16 protein-coding genes are annotated in these 17115 nt (G+C 57.9%); 13 read left to right on the forward strand and 3 right to left on the reverse strand.

Annotated elements, in window-relative coordinates; translation table 11 throughout:
* From LEPTO7104_RS33920 to LEPTO7104_RS0114615, 7 genes are all read left to right on the forward strand, one after another.
* Positions 1 to 647 (forward strand): IS982 family transposase (locus LEPTO7104_RS33920; protein ID WP_017299324.1); only part of this gene is annotated, 647 nt, incomplete at its 5' end.
* 181 nt (positions 648 to 828) lie between these two features.
* Positions 829 to 1299, forward strand: a complete 471-nt coding sequence (gene rimP, locus LEPTO7104_RS0114595) for a ribosome maturation factor RimP (protein WP_017299322.1) — start codon at positions 829 to 831, stop codon at positions 1297 to 1299.
* A gap of 69 nt (positions 1300 to 1368) precedes the next feature.
* Complete coding sequence (gene nusA / locus LEPTO7104_RS0114600) at positions 1369 to 2883, forward strand: transcription termination factor NusA (RefSeq protein WP_026072719.1); 1515 nt, start codon at positions 1369 to 1371, stop codon at positions 2881 to 2883.
* A gap of 21 nt (positions 2884 to 2904) precedes the next feature.
* Complete coding sequence (locus LEPTO7104_RS38295; RefSeq protein ID WP_071527241.1) at positions 2905 to 3201, forward strand: YlxR family protein; 297 nt, start codon at positions 2905 to 2907, stop codon at positions 3199 to 3201.
* Between the two features lie 311 nt (positions 3202 to 3512).
* Positions 3513 to 6524, forward strand: a complete 3012-nt coding sequence (gene infB, locus LEPTO7104_RS0114605) for a translation initiation factor IF-2 (protein WP_017299326.1) — start codon at positions 3513 to 3515, stop codon at positions 6522 to 6524.
* A gap of 73 nt (positions 6525 to 6597) precedes the next feature.
* A complete protein-coding gene (locus LEPTO7104_RS37000) occupies positions 6598 to 7707 on the forward strand; it encodes a low-complexity tail membrane protein (RefSeq protein ID WP_017299327.1) in 1110 nt (369 codons plus the stop codon).
* A gap of 212 nt (positions 7708 to 7919) precedes the next feature.
* Positions 7920 to 8120, forward strand: a complete 201-nt coding sequence (locus LEPTO7104_RS0114615; protein ID WP_017299328.1) for a hypothetical protein — start codon at positions 7920 to 7922, stop codon at positions 8118 to 8120.
* Here the strand turns inward: LEPTO7104_RS0114615 and LEPTO7104_RS0114620 are convergent.
* Positions 8117 to 9121, reverse strand: a complete 1005-nt coding sequence (locus LEPTO7104_RS0114620) for an NAD-dependent epimerase (RefSeq protein ID WP_026072721.1) — start codon at positions 9119 to 9121, stop codon at positions 8117 to 8119. The genes LEPTO7104_RS0114615 and LEPTO7104_RS0114620 overlap by 4 nt on opposite strands.
* Positions 9122 to 9313: 192 nt before the next feature.
* Between LEPTO7104_RS0114620 and LEPTO7104_RS0114625 the strand changes: the two genes are divergently transcribed.
* From LEPTO7104_RS0114625 to LEPTO7104_RS33930, 3 genes are all read left to right on the forward strand, one after another.
* A complete protein-coding gene (locus tag LEPTO7104_RS0114625; protein WP_026072722.1) occupies positions 9314 to 11464 on the forward strand; it encodes a polyribonucleotide nucleotidyltransferase in 2151 nt (716 codons plus the stop codon).
* Between the two features lie 209 nt (positions 11465 to 11673).
* Positions 11674 to 12399: a triose-phosphate isomerase gene (tpiA, locus tag LEPTO7104_RS0114630; RefSeq protein WP_017299331.1), complete on the forward strand. Its 726-nt coding sequence runs from the start codon at positions 11674 to 11676 to the stop codon at positions 12397 to 12399.
* A gap of 2 nt (positions 12400 to 12401) precedes the next feature.
* A complete protein-coding gene (locus tag LEPTO7104_RS33930; protein WP_017299332.1) occupies positions 12402 to 12815 on the forward strand; it encodes an ROK family protein in 414 nt (137 codons plus the stop codon).
* Between the two features lie 12 nt (positions 12816 to 12827).
* On the opposite strand, the gene LEPTO7104_RS0114640 is transcribed toward LEPTO7104_RS33930, so the two are convergent.
* Entirely contained in the window at positions 12828 to 13706 is an 879-nt protein-coding gene (locus tag LEPTO7104_RS0114640) for an IS982 family transposase (RefSeq protein ID WP_017296738.1), read from the reverse strand.
* A gap of 206 nt (positions 13707 to 13912) precedes the next feature.
* On the opposite strand from LEPTO7104_RS0114640, the gene LEPTO7104_RS33935 reads away from it, so the two are divergent.
* Positions 13913 to 14155 carry a hypothetical protein gene (locus LEPTO7104_RS33935; RefSeq protein WP_017299333.1) on the forward strand — a complete coding sequence of 81 codons (243 nt, stop codon included), beginning with the start codon at positions 13913 to 13915 and terminating at the stop codon, positions 14153 to 14155.
* 45 nt (positions 14156 to 14200) lie between these two features.
* Here the strand turns inward: LEPTO7104_RS33935 and LEPTO7104_RS33940 are convergent, their stop codons facing one another.
* Positions 14201 to 14965: a pentapeptide repeat-containing protein gene (locus LEPTO7104_RS33940; protein WP_083887071.1), complete on the reverse strand. Its 765-nt coding sequence runs from the start codon at positions 14963 to 14965 to the stop codon at positions 14201 to 14203.
* Positions 14966 to 15259: 294 nt separating this feature from the next.
* Between LEPTO7104_RS33940 and LEPTO7104_RS0114655 the strand changes: the two genes are divergently transcribed.
* Both LEPTO7104_RS0114655 and LEPTO7104_RS33945 read left to right on the forward strand, forming a co-directional pair.
* Positions 15260 to 16018, forward strand: a complete 759-nt coding sequence (locus LEPTO7104_RS0114655; protein WP_155523645.1) for a hypothetical protein — start codon at positions 15260 to 15262, stop codon at positions 16016 to 16018.
* Between the two features lie 68 nt (positions 16019 to 16086).
* Positions 16087 to 17103: a pentapeptide repeat-containing protein gene (locus LEPTO7104_RS33945; RefSeq protein ID WP_017299336.1), complete on the forward strand. Its 1017-nt coding sequence runs from the start codon at positions 16087 to 16089 to the stop codon at positions 17101 to 17103.
* Positions 17104 to 17115 lie beyond the last annotated feature (12 nt).

Below are 17115 nucleotides of genomic sequence, written 5' to 3' on the forward strand. Positions count from 1 at the left end.
GCCTGGTCAGCTATCACCGCTTTGTGGAGTGGATGCCGTCGGCTCTGCTGCCCTTATGCGTGTACCTGAAGCACTGTTTTGGCGCTTGTAGCGGCATCAGCTTTATCGATAGCAGCAGCCTCAAGGTGTGCCACAACCGTCGGATTCGACGCCACAAGGTGTTTCGCGGCCTGGCGGCTCGGGGCAAAACCTCAGTTGACTGGTTCTTTGGCTTCAAGCTCCACCTGGTGGTTAATGACCAAGGGGAGTTGCTCAACATCCAAATCACGCCGGGCAATACCGACGACCGCAAGCCCGCCTGTGACTTGCTTCAAGGCCTCTATGGCAAGGTCTTTGCTGACCGGGGCTATGTCTCCAAAGCACTGGCAGAACGCCTCTTTGAGACCTGTGGCATCGAGTTCTTTGCCAAACCCAGGCGCAACATGACAAACCACTTGATGCGGCTCACCGACAAGTTACTGGCCCGCAAGCGCGCCATTGTCGAAACCGTCATTGACCAGCTCAAGAACATCTCCCAGATTGAGCATTCCAGGCATCGCAGCCCTACCAACTTCATGGTCAATGTCATCTGTGGCTTGATTGCCTACTGCCATCAGCCCAAGAAGCCTTCCCTCAATCTTGACTTCGCTCTTCCTCCATCGGCTTAACCCGAACTCAGGTTACCTACGTCGCGGCCTCAGGGCGATCGCCGCTGGCCTCTGTCCCATTGCCGTCACAATCCGCTAGAATAGTGATGCTCAAGCCCCCCGGGTTTGGGTTCCTTTAGCAGAAATGTTTTGGGAGGTGGGTCGAGGCCCACTTTTTTATTGGCATTCTTTCACGCACCAGATGGTACATCCCCTTATTCCCCAGGTGCTCGAGCTGGCGGCCCCCGTTGCCCAAGAGCTAGGGCTAGAAGTGGTTGAAGCGGTTTTTCACACCAATCAGGCTCCTCCAGTTCTGCGGATTGACGTGCGCAGTCTCGAAAACGAAGACACTGGCTTAGATGACTGTGAAAAAATGAGCCAGGCCCTAGAGGCCGTGCTCGATACCACCGACATCATTCCCGACACCTACGTGCTGGAGGTGTCGAGTCCGGGGGTATCTGCCGCCCTCGAAACCGATCGCGACTTTGTAGTGTTTAAAGGGTTCATGGTCGAGGTTGCCTTGACTGAGGCACACAAAGGCAAACGGCAGTGGGTAGGCCAACTCGTCCGCCGTGACGATGACGCCATCGTGCTCAGCCAAAAAGGAAAATCCATCGCTCTACCCCGCGACCTGGTGATGACCGTAGAGTTGAGCGATCAAAGCCCCGACTAAGCGGGCCTGCCGCATTCGCGTTCAGTTCATGAAATTGACACAGTTTTATTGCCCATAGGTGAGTAGGTTATGTCGCTAGTAAGTCTGCCAAATTTGCAGGAGATGATCGATGTCATTAGCCGCGAGCGCAATCTGCCCAAGCACGCGGTGGAAAATGCCCTGCGAGAAGCCCTGCTAAAGGGATACGAGCGCTACCGCCGCACCCGCGAAATCGACACCCATTTCGACGAAGAGTATTTTGACAACTTCGATATCGAGCTAGACGTAGACGACTACGATGACCAGGGCTTTCGGGTGCTGGCCACCAAAACCATCGTCGATGAAGTCACCAGCCAGGACCACGAAATTGCCCTGGCCGAGGTGCGCGAAGTTGCCCCCGAAGCCCAGGCCGGTGACACCGTGGTGCTCGACGTCACCCCCGATCAGCGCGACTTTGGCCGCATGGCCGCGATTCAGACCAAACAGGTGCTGGCCCAAAAGCTGCGCGACCAGCAGCGCAAGCTGGTTCAAGAAGAATTTCAGGACCTGGAGGGCAGCATTCTCTCAGCGCGGGTGCTGCGGTTTGAGCGCCAGTCAGTCATTATGGCTGTGGTCAGTGGCGTCGGTCAGCCCGAGGTCGAAGCCGAACTGCTCAAGCGCGATCAGCTACCCAACGACAACTATCGGGCCAACGCCACCTTCCGCGTAGCGCTCAAAAAGGTATCCGAAGGCTCTCACCGAGGACCGCAGCTGCTAGTGTCGCGGGCCGACGCAGCCCTGGTTGTGGAGCTATTCACCAACGAAGTGCCCGAAATTGAAGACGAGATTGTGCGCATCGTGGCCGTAGCCCGTGAGGCTAACCCACCTTCCCGTTCCGTGGGTCCCCGCACTAAAATAGCCGTAGACACCCTAGAGCGCGATGTGGATCCTGTGGGAGCGTGCATCGGTGCGCGGGGATCTCGTATCCAGGTGGTGGTCAACGAACTGCGGGGCGAGAAGATCGACGTCATCCGCTGGTCTCCGGACCCTGCCACCTATATTTCCAACGCCCTCAGCCCGGCCCGAGTCGACGAGGTGCGCCTGGTTAACCCCGATGATCGCCAAGCCCACGTGCTGGTACCCGAGGACCAGCTCAGTCTGGCCATTGGCAAAGAGGGGCAAAATGTGCGTCTGGCGGCTCGCCTGACCGGCTGGAAGATCGATATCAAAGACTCTGGTAAGTACGATTACGAAGAGGAAGACCGGAGGATTGCCGATCTCATTGCGGCTAAAGAAGCTGCCGCCGCTGAAGCCGCCGAACTGGCGGCCGAAGAAGCCGAAGCCGCCGCCTGGAAAGCAGCAGCAGCGGCAGAACGCGAGGCGGCAGCGGCCCGAGCGGCAGGCCTAGAGGTCGACGAGGCTACTGCGGACGACGATATGGACGTGGCACCTGCCGCCGCCGAAGGTGACGCTGACTCCCTAGAGCCCGTCGCCACCACCGCTGACCTGGACGATGAAGACCTAGAGGCCTCGGCTTCGCTGGAAGAGACCCCGGTAGTTGAAGCAGCCTTGGCGACAGCCGAAGAAGATAAGGATGTTTCTACGGAAACGGCGGAGGAAGAATAGCTATCTGGAGTAGGTTTCTGAATGCAACCCAACTATCGACGCTGCGTCAGCTGCCGACGGGTAGGCCCCAAGGCCGAGTTTTGGCGGCTGGTGCGGGTTTACCCAGATCGCACGGTGCACTTGGGTACAGGTATGGGTCGCTCAGCTTACCTCTGCCCTCGACCCGACTGCCTGAGCGCGGCTCAAAAGAAAAAGCGATTGGGCCGCGCCCTCAAAGCCAGTGTGCCAGACGAGGTGTATCAGCTTCTATGGCAGTGTTTAGAGGGCACGGTCGTAGAAGTTTCTCCAGCGTCTGCTTCTGTAACCCCTGCTCCCTAGCCTACGAATGGTTCTAAAGAAAAAATTGCTCTCAGGAGGCTTGACCAAAAATTTTTGCAACTGAATTGTTCCTAGAGTCGATCCCTCTGAGATTCTGTTCATTGGGGGAGCAACTGATTACACTCATAGTATGGGTATCTGTCTGACCCGCTCTTGGCGTCAGTAAACTTGCTTGGGTTCCCATGTCCACCTAGCCGTGGTTTACAATACCTTGCTAGGGTTAACGTATCCGTCAGAATGGTTTGATGTCGTTTTGTTGGACGAAGCAGGTTGGATTATGTAACAAGCTTGACTAGCGTAGGGAGTTGTGGATGAACGGCAAAGTGAGAATTTACGAGTTGTCGAAGGAATTGAATTTGGATAACAAAGACATCTTGGCGATCGCAAGTCGCCTCGATATTGCCGTGAAGAGTCACAGCAGCACCATCGCTGAGTCAGATGCCGATCAAATTCGCTCTGCGGCGCTTCAGTCACGCGCGAGTAGCGGACCCAACCGGCCCGATCGCCCTCGTCCAGCCGCTCCCGTGAAAAATGGAGCTCGCCCAGAGCGCAAGCAGCAGATCTTAGAAATTCGTCGGCATCGGGTTACCCCCAAATCTGAAACCGAGGCTGCGGCGCCGACCGCCAGCGCGCCAACTCCGCCAACCCAGGACAGGCCGGTCCGATCCGGTGCCGATAGCCTGTCCAAGCCCCCCAGCCGACCCGGGGTGTCCGCTCGCGATCCCCAGATCGAAGATCGACCCAGGCCCCCGGCTGCTCCCAGCCGACCTGATGCCCCCTCCCCCGCCGAGGCCAGCACCGAAACCGTTGAGCGCCCGGTGGCCCCCGTAAAACCCAAGCCAGAGCTGGTGGGTCCCGTCTCGCGATCGCGGCCTGAAACCGATGAGCGTCCGGCGGATGCCCCCGAAGGTGTGCGTCCACCCCGGCCAGTCATTCGCCGCGATCGCAGCAGCAGCCCCGAGCGCCCAACCGAAGGGGCGGCGCGCCCCACTATTCCCATTCGCGAAATTGACGCTGGGGAAGATGTCACCCGGCTCAAACCCAAGCCCAAACTGCGTCGCCCCAACACCGATGCAGAAACAGTACGGGCTGAAACCGCCGCCCGCACTGAGACGACGCCTGCCAACGATTCTTCGATCTCTGTGCTCGGAGTCGGTGGCCTCGATGACTCGCACCCCCGTCGACCCTCGCCCCCCCGTCACAGGCGCGACGAGCGCGAGGACGAAGACGACGATCAGAAAATGCGGGAAAAAGCCAGCAAGGTTGGTAAGACCAAGCGTCGCGGCCAGGGCGTGCTGGGTGAAGATGAAGAAGACCTGGATGTCCTAGTCGATGAACTCGACGAAGATGACGATCAAGTCACCGATGCTCAAAACTTGAGCATTTCCCTGGCTCGTCCGCCCAAGCCTAAGAGCGCGGGTGGGGCCAAGCCCTCGTCGCCTACGGTGAAGAGTCATAAGCCCCAGCATCGCGACAGCAGCGGCGGTGGTCGCTCTCGTCGCGGTCGCCGTGGCGAGGCCCAGCCCACTCAGGAGCGTCCAGAGTTTATCGTGCTGTCCGAAGGGCTAACGGTGCACGAGCTGGCTGAGCAAATCATGGTGCCCGAAACCGAGCTAATTAAGTCTCTGTTTTTCAAAGGTATTGCGGCCAACATCAACCAGACCCTCGATATCGAAACAGCCAAAATGGTGGCTGAAGAATTCGAGGTCATGGTTGAAACCAGCGAGATCGAATCGGAGGCTAAGAAAGTCACTGAAATGATCGACGAGGCCGATCTTGACAGCCTTCAGCGTCGGCCTCCGGTGGTTACCATCATGGGCCACGTTGACCATGGTAAAACTACCCTGCTCGACTCCATCCGCAAGACTAAGGTTGCCCAGGGCGAGGCGGGCGGCATTACTCAGCACATTGGCGCCTACCATGTCGATGTTGACCACGGCGGTACGTCCCATCAGATCGTCTTCCTAGATACCCCTGGTCACGAGGCTTTCACCGCCATGCGGGCGCGGGGCACCCGGGTAACCGACATTGCCATTCTGGTAGTGGCCGCTGACGATGGCGTTCGCCCTCAAACTATTGAGGCCATTAGCCACGCCAAGGCTGCCGAAGTGCCGCTGATTGTGGCGATCAACAAAGTTGACAAAGAGACGGCCAACCCCGATCGCGTCAAGCAAGAGCTGATGGAGCACGGGCTGGTGCCAGAAGAGTGGGGCGGCGACACTATTATGGTGCCGGTTAGCGCCCTGACTGGGGATAACCTCGACAGCTTGCTGGAGATGATTGTGCTGGTGGCCGAGGTTGAAGACCTCCAGGCCAACCCCGATCGGTTTGCTCGCGGTACCGTGATTGAGGCTAACCTCGATAAGGCTCGCGGCCCGGTGGCCACCTTGCTGATTCAAAACGGTACGCTGCGGGTGGGCGACTCTCTGGTGGCTGGCCCGATCTTGGGCAAGGTCAAGGCCATGCTTGACGATCGCCTCAAGCGGGTGCAGGTGGCTGGCCCCTCCTTTGCGGTCGAGGTCCTGGGCCTCAACGACGTGCCCGCCGCCGGGGACGAATTCGAGGTCTATCCCGACGAGAAAGCTGCCCGGGCGGTAGCCGACAAACGCATGCTTGAGCAGCGCCAGTCGCGCCTACAGCAGGCTATGGCCTCTCGCCGCGTCACCCTTAACACCATCTCTGCCCAGGTGCAGGAGGGTGAGCTGAAGGACTTGAACCTGTTGCTCAAGGCCGATGTGCAGGGGTCAATTGAAGCAATTCTGGCGGCGCTTCAGCAGCTGCCTCAGAACGAGGTGCAGATTCGGGTACTGTTGGCCGCTCCTGGTGAGATCAGCGAAACAGATGTCGACCTAGCTGCGGCTAGTGGCGCAGTTATTATCGGCTTCAACACGACGCTGGCTCCGGGGGCGCGGCAGTCTGCCGATCGCCAGGGCGTCGACGTGCGCGATTATGAAGTGATCTACAATCTGCTCGACGATATCCAAGGCGCCATGGAAGGGTTGCTCGACCCCGAGATGGTGGAGGAGCCTCTGGGCCAGGTGGAAGTGCGAGCGGTCTTCCCCGTCCGTAAGGGTGCTGTGGCGGGCTGTTACGTGCTCTCGGGCAAGGTGACTCGCAACTGCAACCTGCGGGTGGTGCGAGGGGGCGAGGTGGTCTACACCGGCAAACTCGATTCCCTCAAGCGGATGAAGGAAGACGCCAAGGATGTGGCCGCTGGTTTTGAGTGCGGCATCGGCATCGACAACTTCAGCGACTGGAAGGAGGGCGACATCATCGACGCCTACCGTCTGGTCACCAAGCGCCGCACCCTGGCGATGGCCTGATGAACGACATTGCCGGGCATTTGTGTCCGGCAATGTCGTTAGGCAATCTACGTAGTCAATCACGGAGTAGAAAATGGCACCCTGGCGCTACGATCCATACCTGTGGGTACACCTGGCTGGTTTAGCTACTGTACCCCTGTGGATCGATCTGTGCCTGTTGGGCCTGGCGGTGGGGAATCCTGCCCTGCCGGGGCTAGAGTTGGGTGTTGTCATCGTCCTGGGGGCGCTGCCGGTGCTGACCATGCAGCTCCTGCGGCCTTTCTACATTTTTAGCCTGCCGGGGATAGCTCTGCGCCCCGCCTGCCTGAGTGACGATCAGCGCCTCCAGCTAAGCCAGTTTCGGCGGTGGCGAGTGCGGTTGGGGGCGCTGTTGGTTCCCTTGCCCCTGGTGTGGGTACTGATTAAGCTTTACCCCCTGGCGTTTTTGGCGCGCGATGTAACTCCCTTTAGCGGCTGGGGCCGATTGGGCGGCGTTGCGATCGCCGCTCTGGGCTTCTTTTTGGCCAATTTGTTTTTGCAGGTACCGGTGGCCGTGCTCCAGGTGATGGCCACCCCTGACCGACGTATGGTCGCTGTTCAGCCTTATCCCGTTGAGGCCATAGCCGCTAACTTTAGCTGGTTGGGGCTGTCGGTAAGCTGGCTTCTGCCCAGCCTGGCGCCCCATAGAGATGTCGGAGACCAGAATCTAGTCTCGCAGGCAGAGCCATCTCCTGACGCTGACAGTGATGAGCCTTCCTTAGAGCTTCTGGATCCAGAGGCTTTGCACGCAGAATCTTTAGATCTAGATAAACCTACTCTGGCCCAGGCTAAATCGGTTCTACCCCAGATATCTATTGCTGAGGAAAACCCAGCAGAAGCTGTTTCTGGGGCTGGTTCTCCCAAAACTGTTTCAATAGAAGCTGCGGAAGCTAAGGCCAGCGATGTCAGCGGGCCAGACTTAGAGCCAAACGAACTCCTAGAAATCCGCGAATCTCAGGAGCATCCGGCGGAACATCATTTGCTCGAAGACTCTATGGCGGCAAGATCTGCAAAGGCGATACGTTCTGGAGAGATAGATCACTCAGAGGATGGCCGCTTGGCGATGAATCATTCTGAAGCGCACGGCGCGAAGGGTAATTCGTCCTTCACGGATCCCATTAGTCCTTCTGCGTCAGAGCCTATTGCCGTAGATACATACCCCTAGAGTTTTGGCGGGTATTTTGTATCATCTATAGGTATTTTTCAATTCTTGATACTGTGGTTTGAATCACAATAGCTGTAGAGCGGTTACGCTATCTTGAGTATGTGGTTGTCTGATCGATCGGGGTTTTTGCTGGCTCGCTGGTCGATTGAGCTATCCCGGACGTTGATATCACCCCATGGGTTGACGTTTACCTAAATTTTTTAGAGGCAGCTATGGCCGTAATTCGCTCTGCAAACTCCACACCGCTTTCTGACCACGCCCGCATTTGGTATGGCCTCAAAAACGCGATCGCGGCTAGCTCTGGTTTCAAAAGCTGGAAGGGTGAGCTACCTGCGGCTGAGGCTGAAACGGCTCCTCTCGATCAGCTGGTGCGCCGCTACCTGCGTGAAACCCTAGAAACCCTGGCCTATTAGGTCTCCCTCAGTGCAGGGTTGTAGTACTGGCGATACCAGTCTATGAATCGCTGCATTCCGACTTCGATGGGGGTGCTGGGGGCAAAGCCCACATCGGCCATCAGATCACTGACATCGGCATAGGTGGCAGGCACATCCCCAGGTTGCATAGGGCACATGACCTTTTTGGCCGGTTTGCCCAGGGTCGTTTCAATCACCTGGATAAACCGCATCAGCTCTACCGGCTGGTGGTTGCCGATGTTGTAGATTTTATAAGGTGCCTGGCCATCGCTATCCGCCTGGCTCCGGGGCTGGGGGGGGTGCTCCATGACGCGCACAACCCCTTCGACCACATCGTCAATGTAGGTGAAGTCGCGCTTCATGCGGCCCTGGTTGTAGACCTGGATGGGGCGGTCGGCCAAAATTGACTCCACAAACTTGAAGTAGGCCATGTCGGGCCGACCCCAGGGTCCGTACACCGTAAAGAAACGCAGCCCCGTGGTCGGAATTTGGTACAGACTGCTGTAGGCATGGGCCATCAATTCGTTAGCCTTTTTGGTGGCAGCGTAGAGGGAGACCGGGTGGTCAACGCGGTCATCCACCGAGAACGGGACCTTGTGGTTGGCTCCATATACTGAACTCGACGAGGCAAAGACCAGATGCTCAACCCCCATCAGGCGGCAGCCCTCCAGCAAATTTAAAAAGCCAGAAAGATTGCTGTCCGAGTAAGCGAAAGGATTTTCGAGCGAGTAGCGCACCCCCGCCTGGGCGGCCAGATGGATCACATATTGAAATTGGTGGCCGCGAAATAGGGCCAGCATGCCGTCGCGATCGAACAGGTCTAGCTGCTCGAAGGTGAAGTTTTTGCTGGGGGTGAGTTGGGCGAGGCGATCGCGCTTTAGCCCCACGTCGTAGTAGTCGTTGAGGTTGTCAATGCCGTATACCTCTAGACCCTCGTTCAACAGCCGCTGGGCGACAAAATAGCCCACAAACCCCGCCACTCCGGTAACTAATACTGCGATGACCTTTTCCTCCGCTGTGGTGACTACCTAACTAAGCCAGCCCCCGTAGTATGCCCTAGACCCCTCAAATCTTAAGTCTTTTGCCTAATTTCACCGACCGTAGCTCTAGCGAGAAGCCATTGCCGCCATCGGTGCTAGGATCAAGCCAAAGTAACCCAGAAGAATGGCAAGAGAGAAAGGACGTAGTCGTACATGCAAGAATTTGAAAAAACAATATCCTTTGGTGGTCGTGATATACACCTGAGGGGAGGGCTGTTGGCTCCCCAGGCCGGGGGCGCAGTGCTAGTCAGATCTGGGGAAACAGCGGTTTTGGTGACCGCAACCCGCTCTACAGGACGTCAGGGCATTGACTTTTTGCCGCTGCTCGTAGACTACGAAGAACGTCTCTACGCCGCCGGACGCATCCCCGGCGGATTTTTGCGTCGGGAGGGTCGCCCTCCAGAGCGCGCCACCCTTATTTCTCGACTCATTGACCGCCCCATGCGGCCTCTGTTTCCCCAGTGGCTGCGCGACGATATTCAAATTGTCGCCACCACCCTGGCCATGGATGAGCAGGTGCCCCCCGATGTCCTGGCGGCAACCGGCGCGTCGATCGCGGTGCTGCTGGCCAAAATTCCCTTCTACGGCCCCATGGCGGCGGTGCGCGTGGGTTTGGTCGGCGATGACTTTGTCATTAACCCCACCTACAAAGAAGTTGAGAACGGCGATTTGGACCTGGTGGTAGCGGGTTCCCCCGACGGGGTCATCATGGTTGAGGCTGGGGCAAATCAGCTGCCTGAAGCCGACGTGATTGAAGCCATCGACTTTGGCTACGAGGTGGTGCAAGACCTGATCAAGGCCCAGCTGGAGCTGATCAAAGACCTGGGCATTGAGATCGTCAAAGAGCAAGAGCCGGTTACTGACCCCACCCTGGCCACCTTCATTGAAGAAAAAACCGCCGCCGCGATTAAGGAGGTGCTGAAGCAATTTAGCCTGACCAAACCCGAGCGCGACGAGAAGCTAGATGCCATCAAAGATGAGCTAGTCACCACCATCGAAGCGCTGGAGGACGACAACCCTATCAAGGTGGCCGTAACCGAAAATGGCAAAGCCCTCGGCAATACCTACAAGTCCGTCACCAAAAAGCTGATGCGGCAGCAAATTGTCGAGGAGAAGGTGCGGGTCGATGGCCGCCAGCTCGATCAGGTTCGTCCGATTTCCTGTCAGGTGGGGCTGCTGCCTCCGCGAGTACATGGCACCGGCCTGTTTCAGCGGGGGCTGACCCAGGTAATGTCGGTAACCACCCTGGGTACCCCCGGAGATGCCCAGATGATGGACGATCTCCACCCCGACGAAGAAAAACGCTACCTGCACCACTACAACTTTCCGCCCTACTCGGTGGGTGAGACAAGACCGATGCGATCGCCCGGTCGTCGGGAGATTGGCCACGGTGCCCTGGCCGAGCGCGCGCTGGTGCCCGTGCTGCCCCCCAAGGAAGAGTTTCCCTACGTGATTCGGGTGGTGTCGGAGGTGCTGTCGTCCAATGGCTCCACTTCCATGGGGTCGGTGTGTGGTTCCACCCTGTCGCTGATGGATGCTGGGGTGCCGATTACCAAGCCGGTTAGCGGAGCCGCCATGGGCCTGATCAAAGAAGGCGATGAGGTGCGCATTCTCACCGATATTCAGGGTATCGAGGACTTTTTGGGCGATATGGACTTTAAGGTCGCCGGTACCGATACGGGCATCACCGCTCTGCAGATGGATATGAAAATCACCGGGCTACCTCTCCAGGTCATCGCCGACGCCATCAACCAGGCCAAGCCCGCCCGCCTGCATATCCTCGAGAAAATGCTGGCCACCATTGACACCCCCAGGGCTGACCTGTCGCCCTACGCGCCCCGCCTGATCAGCTTCAAGATTGACCCCGAGATGATCGGCATGGTGATTGGCCCCGGCGGCAAGAAGATCAAAGGGATTACCGAGCAAACCGGCGCCAAAGTCGACATCAACGATGACGGCACCGTGACCGTATCCTCCATTGAGGGCGAAAAGGCTCTCCAGGCCAAGGCCCTGATTGAGGCGATCGTGTTTAAGCCCTCCGCTGGCGATGTGTTTGTTGGCAAAGTGGTGCGGGTGATTCCCATCGGTGCCTTCGTAGAGTTTATGCCTGGCCAAGACGGCATGATTCACATTTCTCAACTGGCGGACTACCGGGTGGCCAAGGTCGAAGACGAAGTCAATGTCGGTGACGAAGTGATCGTCAAGGTGCGTGAAATTGACGGGCGGGGGCGAATTAACCTGACCCGCCTCAATATTCACCCCGATGAAGCGGCGGCGGCTCGCGAGGCGGCGGCCCTGCGCTAGGGCGGTGGAGAAGTGAGGAAGGTGAGGGGATGAAGAGGTAAGGAAGGTGAGGCGATCGCAAATTTTCCCCCTCATCTTCTCCACCTCCCTCACCTTCCCCATTCCCCCAGAACCCCCGGATCAACGTTGCACGCTGCAACATTTGATTCGGGGGTTCTTTTCTTAGTACGATGCAAGTCTGTATACCTAGCCTCTAACCTCAAAACATCGTGCGAAAAATTGTTATTGCTGGCAACTGGAAAATGTACAAGACCCAGGGTGAGACCCTGGATTTTTTGCGTCATTTCCTGGGGCAGTTGACCGACACCCCCGACGGGCGCGAAATAATTTTGTGTGCGCCGTTTACAGCCCTCGGTGCCCTGTCTAAGAGCCTGCACGGAGCCAGAATTAAAGTAGGTGCCCAAAACATCCACTGGATGCCCGAGGGAGCGTTTACCGGGGAAATCTCGGGGGATATGCTGCGGGAACTGGGGGTGCGCTACGTCATTGTGGGCCACAGCGAGCGTCGCCAGTATTTTGCCGATACTGACGAAACGGTCAACCTGCGTCTGCAGGCGGCCCAGGCCTGCGGGCTGACCCCGATTCTGTGCGTGGGTGAAACCAAGAGCCAGCGCGATGCCGGAGAAACTGAGTCGGTAATTGCCAACCAGATTGAAAAAGGCCTGGTCGATGTAGACCAGAACAACTTGATTATTGCCTATGAGCCGATCTGGGCAATTGGTACCGGCGACACCTGTGAAGCTGCCGATGCCAACCAGGTGATTGGCGGCATTCGCAAGCTGCTCAAAAATCCAGACGTCACCATTCAGTACGGTGGCTCGGTCAAACCCAGCAACGTCGATGAACTCATGGCCCAGCCTGAGATTGACGGCGCCCTGGTGGGGGGGGCCAGCCTAGAGCCAGATAGCTTTGCCCGTATTGTTAACTTTCAGTGACTATGAATGTACTGGTTGTCGATGTTGGCGGTAGCAATGTCAAGATTCTGGCTACGGGCCAAACCGAAGTTCGTAAGTTTGCCTCCGGCCCGGCGATGACACCGGAGGATATGGTGGCTGGGGTCAAGGCTTTGGCCCAGGATTGGACCTACGAAGCAGTGGCGATTGGCTATCCAGGGGTGGTTCACAAGGGGGTGGTAGCCCGAGAACCCCACAACCTGGCCCCCGGCTGGACTGGGTTTGATTTTGAAGCTGCCTTTGATCATCCAGTGCGCATGATCAACGATGCGGCCATGCAGGCACTGGGCAGCTACGAGGGTGGCACAATGCTTTTTTTGGGGCTGGGCACCGGGCTGGGGTCAGCTATGGTGGTGGAAGGGGTAGTGGTACCCCTGGAGCTGGCTCACCTACCCTAACCTGAGTTCGGGTTAAGCCGATGGAGGAAGAGCGAAGTCAAGATTGAGGGAAGGCTTCTTGGGCTGATGGCAGTAGGCAATCAAGCCACAGATGACATTGACCATGAAGTTGGTAGGGCTGCGATGCCTGGAATGCTCAATCTGGGAGATGTTCTTGAGCTGGTCAATGACGGTTTCGACAATGGCGCGCTTGCGGGCCAGTAACTTGTCGGTGAGCCGCATCAAGTGGTTTGTCATGTTGCGCCTGGGTTTGGCAAAGAACTCGATGCCACAGGTCTCAAAGAGGCGTTCTGCCAGTGCTTTGGAGACATAGCCCCGGTCAGCAAAGACCTTGCCATAGAGGCCTTGAAGCAAGTCACAGGCGGGCTTGCGGTCGTCGGTATTGCCCGGCGTGATTTGGATGTTGAGCAACTCCCCTTGGTCATTAACCACCAGGTGGAGCTTGAAGCCAAAGAACCAGTCAACTGAGGTTTTGCCCCGAGCCGCCAGGCCGCGAAACACCTTGTGGCGTCGAATCCGACGGTTGTGGCACACCTTGAGGCTGCTGCTATCGATAAAGCTGATGCCGCTACAAGCGCCAAAACAGTGCTTCAGGTACACGCATAAGGGCAGCAGAGCCGACGGCATCCACTCCACAAAGCGGTGATAGCTGACCAGGCCAGGAAAGGCCTCTCGCCAGTGCACGCAGACATGCTTGTTGTAGAACGCCTTGAAGTTGCGATAGTGCTGCTGGTGGAAGCACACCAAGATTGTCATCACCTCGCTTAAGCTCAGCGATCGCTGGCGCTGACGGTGTTGAACGCCTTCACCCAGCAGCATCTGGTGCCATTTCGGCTCGAACTGACAGCAGAAATCATCAATGTGGCAAAACAGCTCTTCTAGACTATCCATAGGGGGGCCTGCTGAATCATTTACGTGATATAGCCATAGTCACGTTGGTTAGGACATCCAGGAACCCTATGACCGTTCAAACGTTTGAACGGTCATAGGAGACATGTCTTAACCAGACTGGCTACAGCTATATCAGCTTACAGAGCCCCTCCTTTCCTTATCCCGAACTCAGGTTACCCTACAAAAAGGGCACCTACGAGGACTATTTGGGCAAGCGCGCCCTCGATCGCCTGGGTAAAAAGCGATGGCGCGGCTATGTAGAAGTCTGTGTGGGTCAGTTTATGGCCGCCCTAGAGGCCGATGATGTGGTCATCGGCGGTGGTCAGATCAAGGTGCTGAAGACGTTACCCCCAGGCTGCCGCCCCGGCCAAAACAGCAATGCCTTTGTTGGTGGGTTTCGCCTTTGGGAACCTGGCCGAGAACGCTTTTCTGCCGCATCCCAACTTTAAAGGCAATCAGATCTGAAGATCCGGGGTCGCTCAGGCCATTGTGGTCTAGGGGGCTGGCTCATCGGCAGCGCTGTCGGTAGCACTACCTGTCTGGTGCGGGTCACAGCCCTGGGAGGGGTTGACTGGGTTGACGTAGCCCTGGTTATAGGTACTGCCATCGGGCATAGTGGCAAACTCAAGGCGCGCCCCGGTAAGGTTGGCGTTGGTCAAGTCGGCTTCGTAGAGGTCGGCGTAGCGCAGGTCTGCCCCGCGCAGATCGGTGTTTGACAGGTCTGCCTGGCGCAAAATGGCTCCGTACAGGCTGGCCTCTGAGAGATTGGCCTGGTGTAGTTGGGCTGAACACAGAGCGGCATCGCGGAGTTCAGCCTGGGTCAGGGAGGCGTTGCTGAGGTCGGCTTTGACCAGGCTGGTGTTGAGCATTTGGGCCTGGCTGAGGTCGGCCTGCACCAGGATAGTCTCTGAAAGGTCGGCCCCCTGAAGATTGGCCTGATGCAAGTTAGCCTGGCTGAGGTTGGCCTGGTGCAGTACGGCGTTGATCAGCTGGGTGCCAGTCAGGTTGGTTCCGCTCATGTTGGCCTCTCGAAAGTTTTTGCGGCTGAGGTCCTGGCCGCTGAGGTCGGCAGCGGCTAGATCGCACTGCTGGCAGCGGCGATCGCTCTCTGGCAGCGCCGATTGGGCTACAGCAGAGGTTTCTGTCGCGGCGCTGGCTGGGGGCTGATAGCGGCTGAGTTGTTCGCGGGCTACCCGCAAAGCGGCCGGTGTAACGGCCGTCAACAGCACTAGCAAGCTGACTAATATATTCCACCGCATAGGCTAAGTCCGAAGGGCTGCTTGAGAGAGGTCGCACTTCAATACTCAGCGGCGTTGTAGCCCATCAGGATTGTCAGCATCAAGTTGCGGTAGCCGCCAGCTGTTTTTTTGTGAAGGAATTCAACTGCGCCCAGGCGGCGGAGAGATGACCGTATAAATACGTAGATGGGCACCAGGTTTCATCAAAGTATCACAGAGTGTCTGGGGGGAATTCGCAGATTCTTGCCGGTCTATTGCGTATTCTGAAGGAGATCTCCCAACAGGTGGCGTGACCACCTCAGTGTGTTCTCTGTTATGGATAATTCACCCTTTCGCCGTATCGTTTTGCCTGCTCTGCTGGCTTCTAGCGCCGGGTTTGCGGCACTGACTTGGCCGATGGCCTCCGACCACGCTGTACAGGTCTCCGATCGACTGCCCGCGCCCCTCAGTCGCTGGGTTGACTCGGCCCTAATCACCCATCAGCACAAGGAGTTTTCGATTCGCTACATCGGCTTTGCCATTTTATCGAGTGTAGCCATTGGCATTGGCACGGCTGAAGCTATGCGATCGCGTCAGGGGCGATCGCAGCGCCGCCAGAGCCTGCTCGATCAAGCTCTGGAATCAGCCCCGGATCGGCCGCTAGTTGACCCTGCGGACATCGACCATGCTTCTGCTGAGGCCAGCGGAGCGGTGGCCCAGTCCGCCGCTCAGCCTGCCTCTACCCTAGATTGGTCGAGCCTGCTGCAAACGGCCGCCAAAACTGAGTCGGGCGAACCGGCCTCAGCGGCGGCGGGGCTGATCTCTACAACCATAGATGCCCATGTTTTGTGCCACATTCAAGGCGTCGACCAGCAGCGCTGCCTGGCTCTCGCCGTCGAAGGAGAGTATTACCGCTACTACCGCAACCGCCCCAGCCTAGACAAAGCCAGGGGGCTGGTGCAGCAGCTCCAGCGCCAGGGCAAAAAAGCGATCGCTACCTGGGATGACATTGGCTACGTCGTTTGGGTGCACGAGTCGGAGCCGCCGCGGCAGACTGTGCCCTGGCCAAATCTTTTGACTGCCCATCAGGGGTGAAAGCCCGGTAGGCAAAAATCAGTCAGTCGCTAACTATGTTCGTAGGCAATGTTGAGCAGTACACAAGCATGAATCTCAAAACGCTAGAGAATCTTTGGACGGCCTTTGTGGAGGGGGAGCGAGATTTTACCGGCATCAACCTGGCTGGGGCCGACCTCAACCACTGGAGCCTGGCCAGGGTCGACTTTTGGGGCGCTGACTTCAGTCGGGCAAACCTCACCCAGGCCAATTTTCGCCGCGCCAATCTAAAGCAGGCGCAGTTTAGCCATGCCAACCTGGCTGGAGCTGACCTGCGCTGGGCCGACCTGCGGGAGGCCGTGCTGACGGGGGCAGAGCTTGAGGCCGCTCGCTTAGAAGGCGCACTGTACAACGCTCAAACCCAGTTTCCCGTCGGGTTTAACCCCGATCAGGCCAGCATGTGGAGCCTGGAGCCAGGGGCAACGCTGGCCACTAAAGATCTGCGGGAGCGCGACCTTGGCGGTAGTGATTTGACCGCCGCCGATTTCAGTGGCGCTCTGCTGGTCAATTGCCAGCTGTTTGGAACAGTGCTGAAAAGAGTCAATCTGCTCAGCGCTCTGATGGGAGATAGCGACCTGCGCTACGCTGACCTGCGGCAGGCCACGCTCATGCTGGCCGACCTGCGCGGTGCCGATCTGCGCCATGCCGATCTAGCCCAGGCCAACCTGATTGGTGCTAACCTGCGGGGATGCCAGCTGGCCAACACCAACCTAGACGGAGCGCTCTACTCCGACAGCACCCAGTTTCCCCGTGGGTTTCAGCCACCCAAAACCCTGCACCATCTGGCCCCGGGGGCATCCCTGTGGGGAGCAGACCTCAGTGGGGCGCGGCTGACCGGGGTAGACCTCAGGGGGGCGAACCTGGCCGGGGCGAACCTGATGCATGCTGACCTATGGGGCGCCTGCCTGGCGAACGCTGATCTGTCTGGGGCCAACCTGCTGGGCACCAACCTGCTGGGTACCGACTTGTCGGGGGCTAACCTCAGCCAGACCAACCTGATGCAGGCCATTATCGATTTGCCAGGGGAGAAGCCCGCGATCGCTGCTTTCAACAGTCAAACGGCTTGAAGATTTCCCGCC

The sequence above is a fragment of the Nodosilinea nodulosa PCC 7104 genome (genome assembly GCF_000309385.1).
Lineage (GTDB): Bacteria > Cyanobacteriota > Cyanobacteriia > Phormidesmidales > Phormidesmidaceae > Nodosilinea > Nodosilinea nodulosa.

Bases quoted from the DNA above. Each gene is read 5' to 3' on its own strand.
- rimP (WP_017299322.1), top strand. From the start codon at position 829: ATGGTACATCCCCTTATTCCCCAGGTGCTCGAGCTGGCGGCCCCCGTT.
- nusA (WP_026072719.1), top strand. From the start codon at position 1,369: ATGTCGCTAGTAAGTCTGCCAAATTTGCAGGAGATGATCGATGTCATT.
- LEPTO7104_RS38295 (WP_071527241.1), top strand. From the start codon at position 2,905: ATGCAACCCAACTATCGACGCTGCGTCAGCTGCCGACGGGTAGGCCCC.
- infB (WP_017299326.1), top strand. From the start codon at position 3,513: ATGAACGGCAAAGTGAGAATTTACGAGTTGTCGAAGGAATTGAATTTG.
- LEPTO7104_RS37000 (WP_017299327.1), top strand. From the start codon at position 6,598: ATGGCACCCTGGCGCTACGATCCATACCTGTGGGTACACCTGGCTGGT.
- LEPTO7104_RS0114615 (WP_017299328.1), top strand. From the start codon at position 7,920: ATGGCCGTAATTCGCTCTGCAAACTCCACACCGCTTTCTGACCACGCC.
- LEPTO7104_RS0114625 (WP_026072722.1), top strand. From the start codon at position 9,314: ATGCAAGAATTTGAAAAAACAATATCCTTTGGTGGTCGTGATATACAC.
- LEPTO7104_RS33930 (WP_017299332.1), top strand. From the start codon at position 12,402: ATGAATGTACTGGTTGTCGATGTTGGCGGTAGCAATGTCAAGATTCTG.
- LEPTO7104_RS0114640 (WP_017296738.1), bottom strand. From the start codon at position 13,706: ATGGATAGTCTAGAAGAGCTGTTTTGCCACATTGATGATTTCTGCTGT.
- LEPTO7104_RS33940 (WP_083887071.1), bottom strand. From the start codon at position 14,965: ATGCGGTGGAATATATTAGTCAGCTTGCTAGTGCTGTTGACGGCCGTT.
- LEPTO7104_RS0114655 (WP_155523645.1), top strand. From the start codon at position 15,260: ATGGATAATTCACCCTTTCGCCGTATCGTTTTGCCTGCTCTGCTGGCT.
- LEPTO7104_RS33945 (WP_017299336.1), top strand. From the start codon at position 16,087: ATGAATCTCAAAACGCTAGAGAATCTTTGGACGGCCTTTGTGGAGGGG.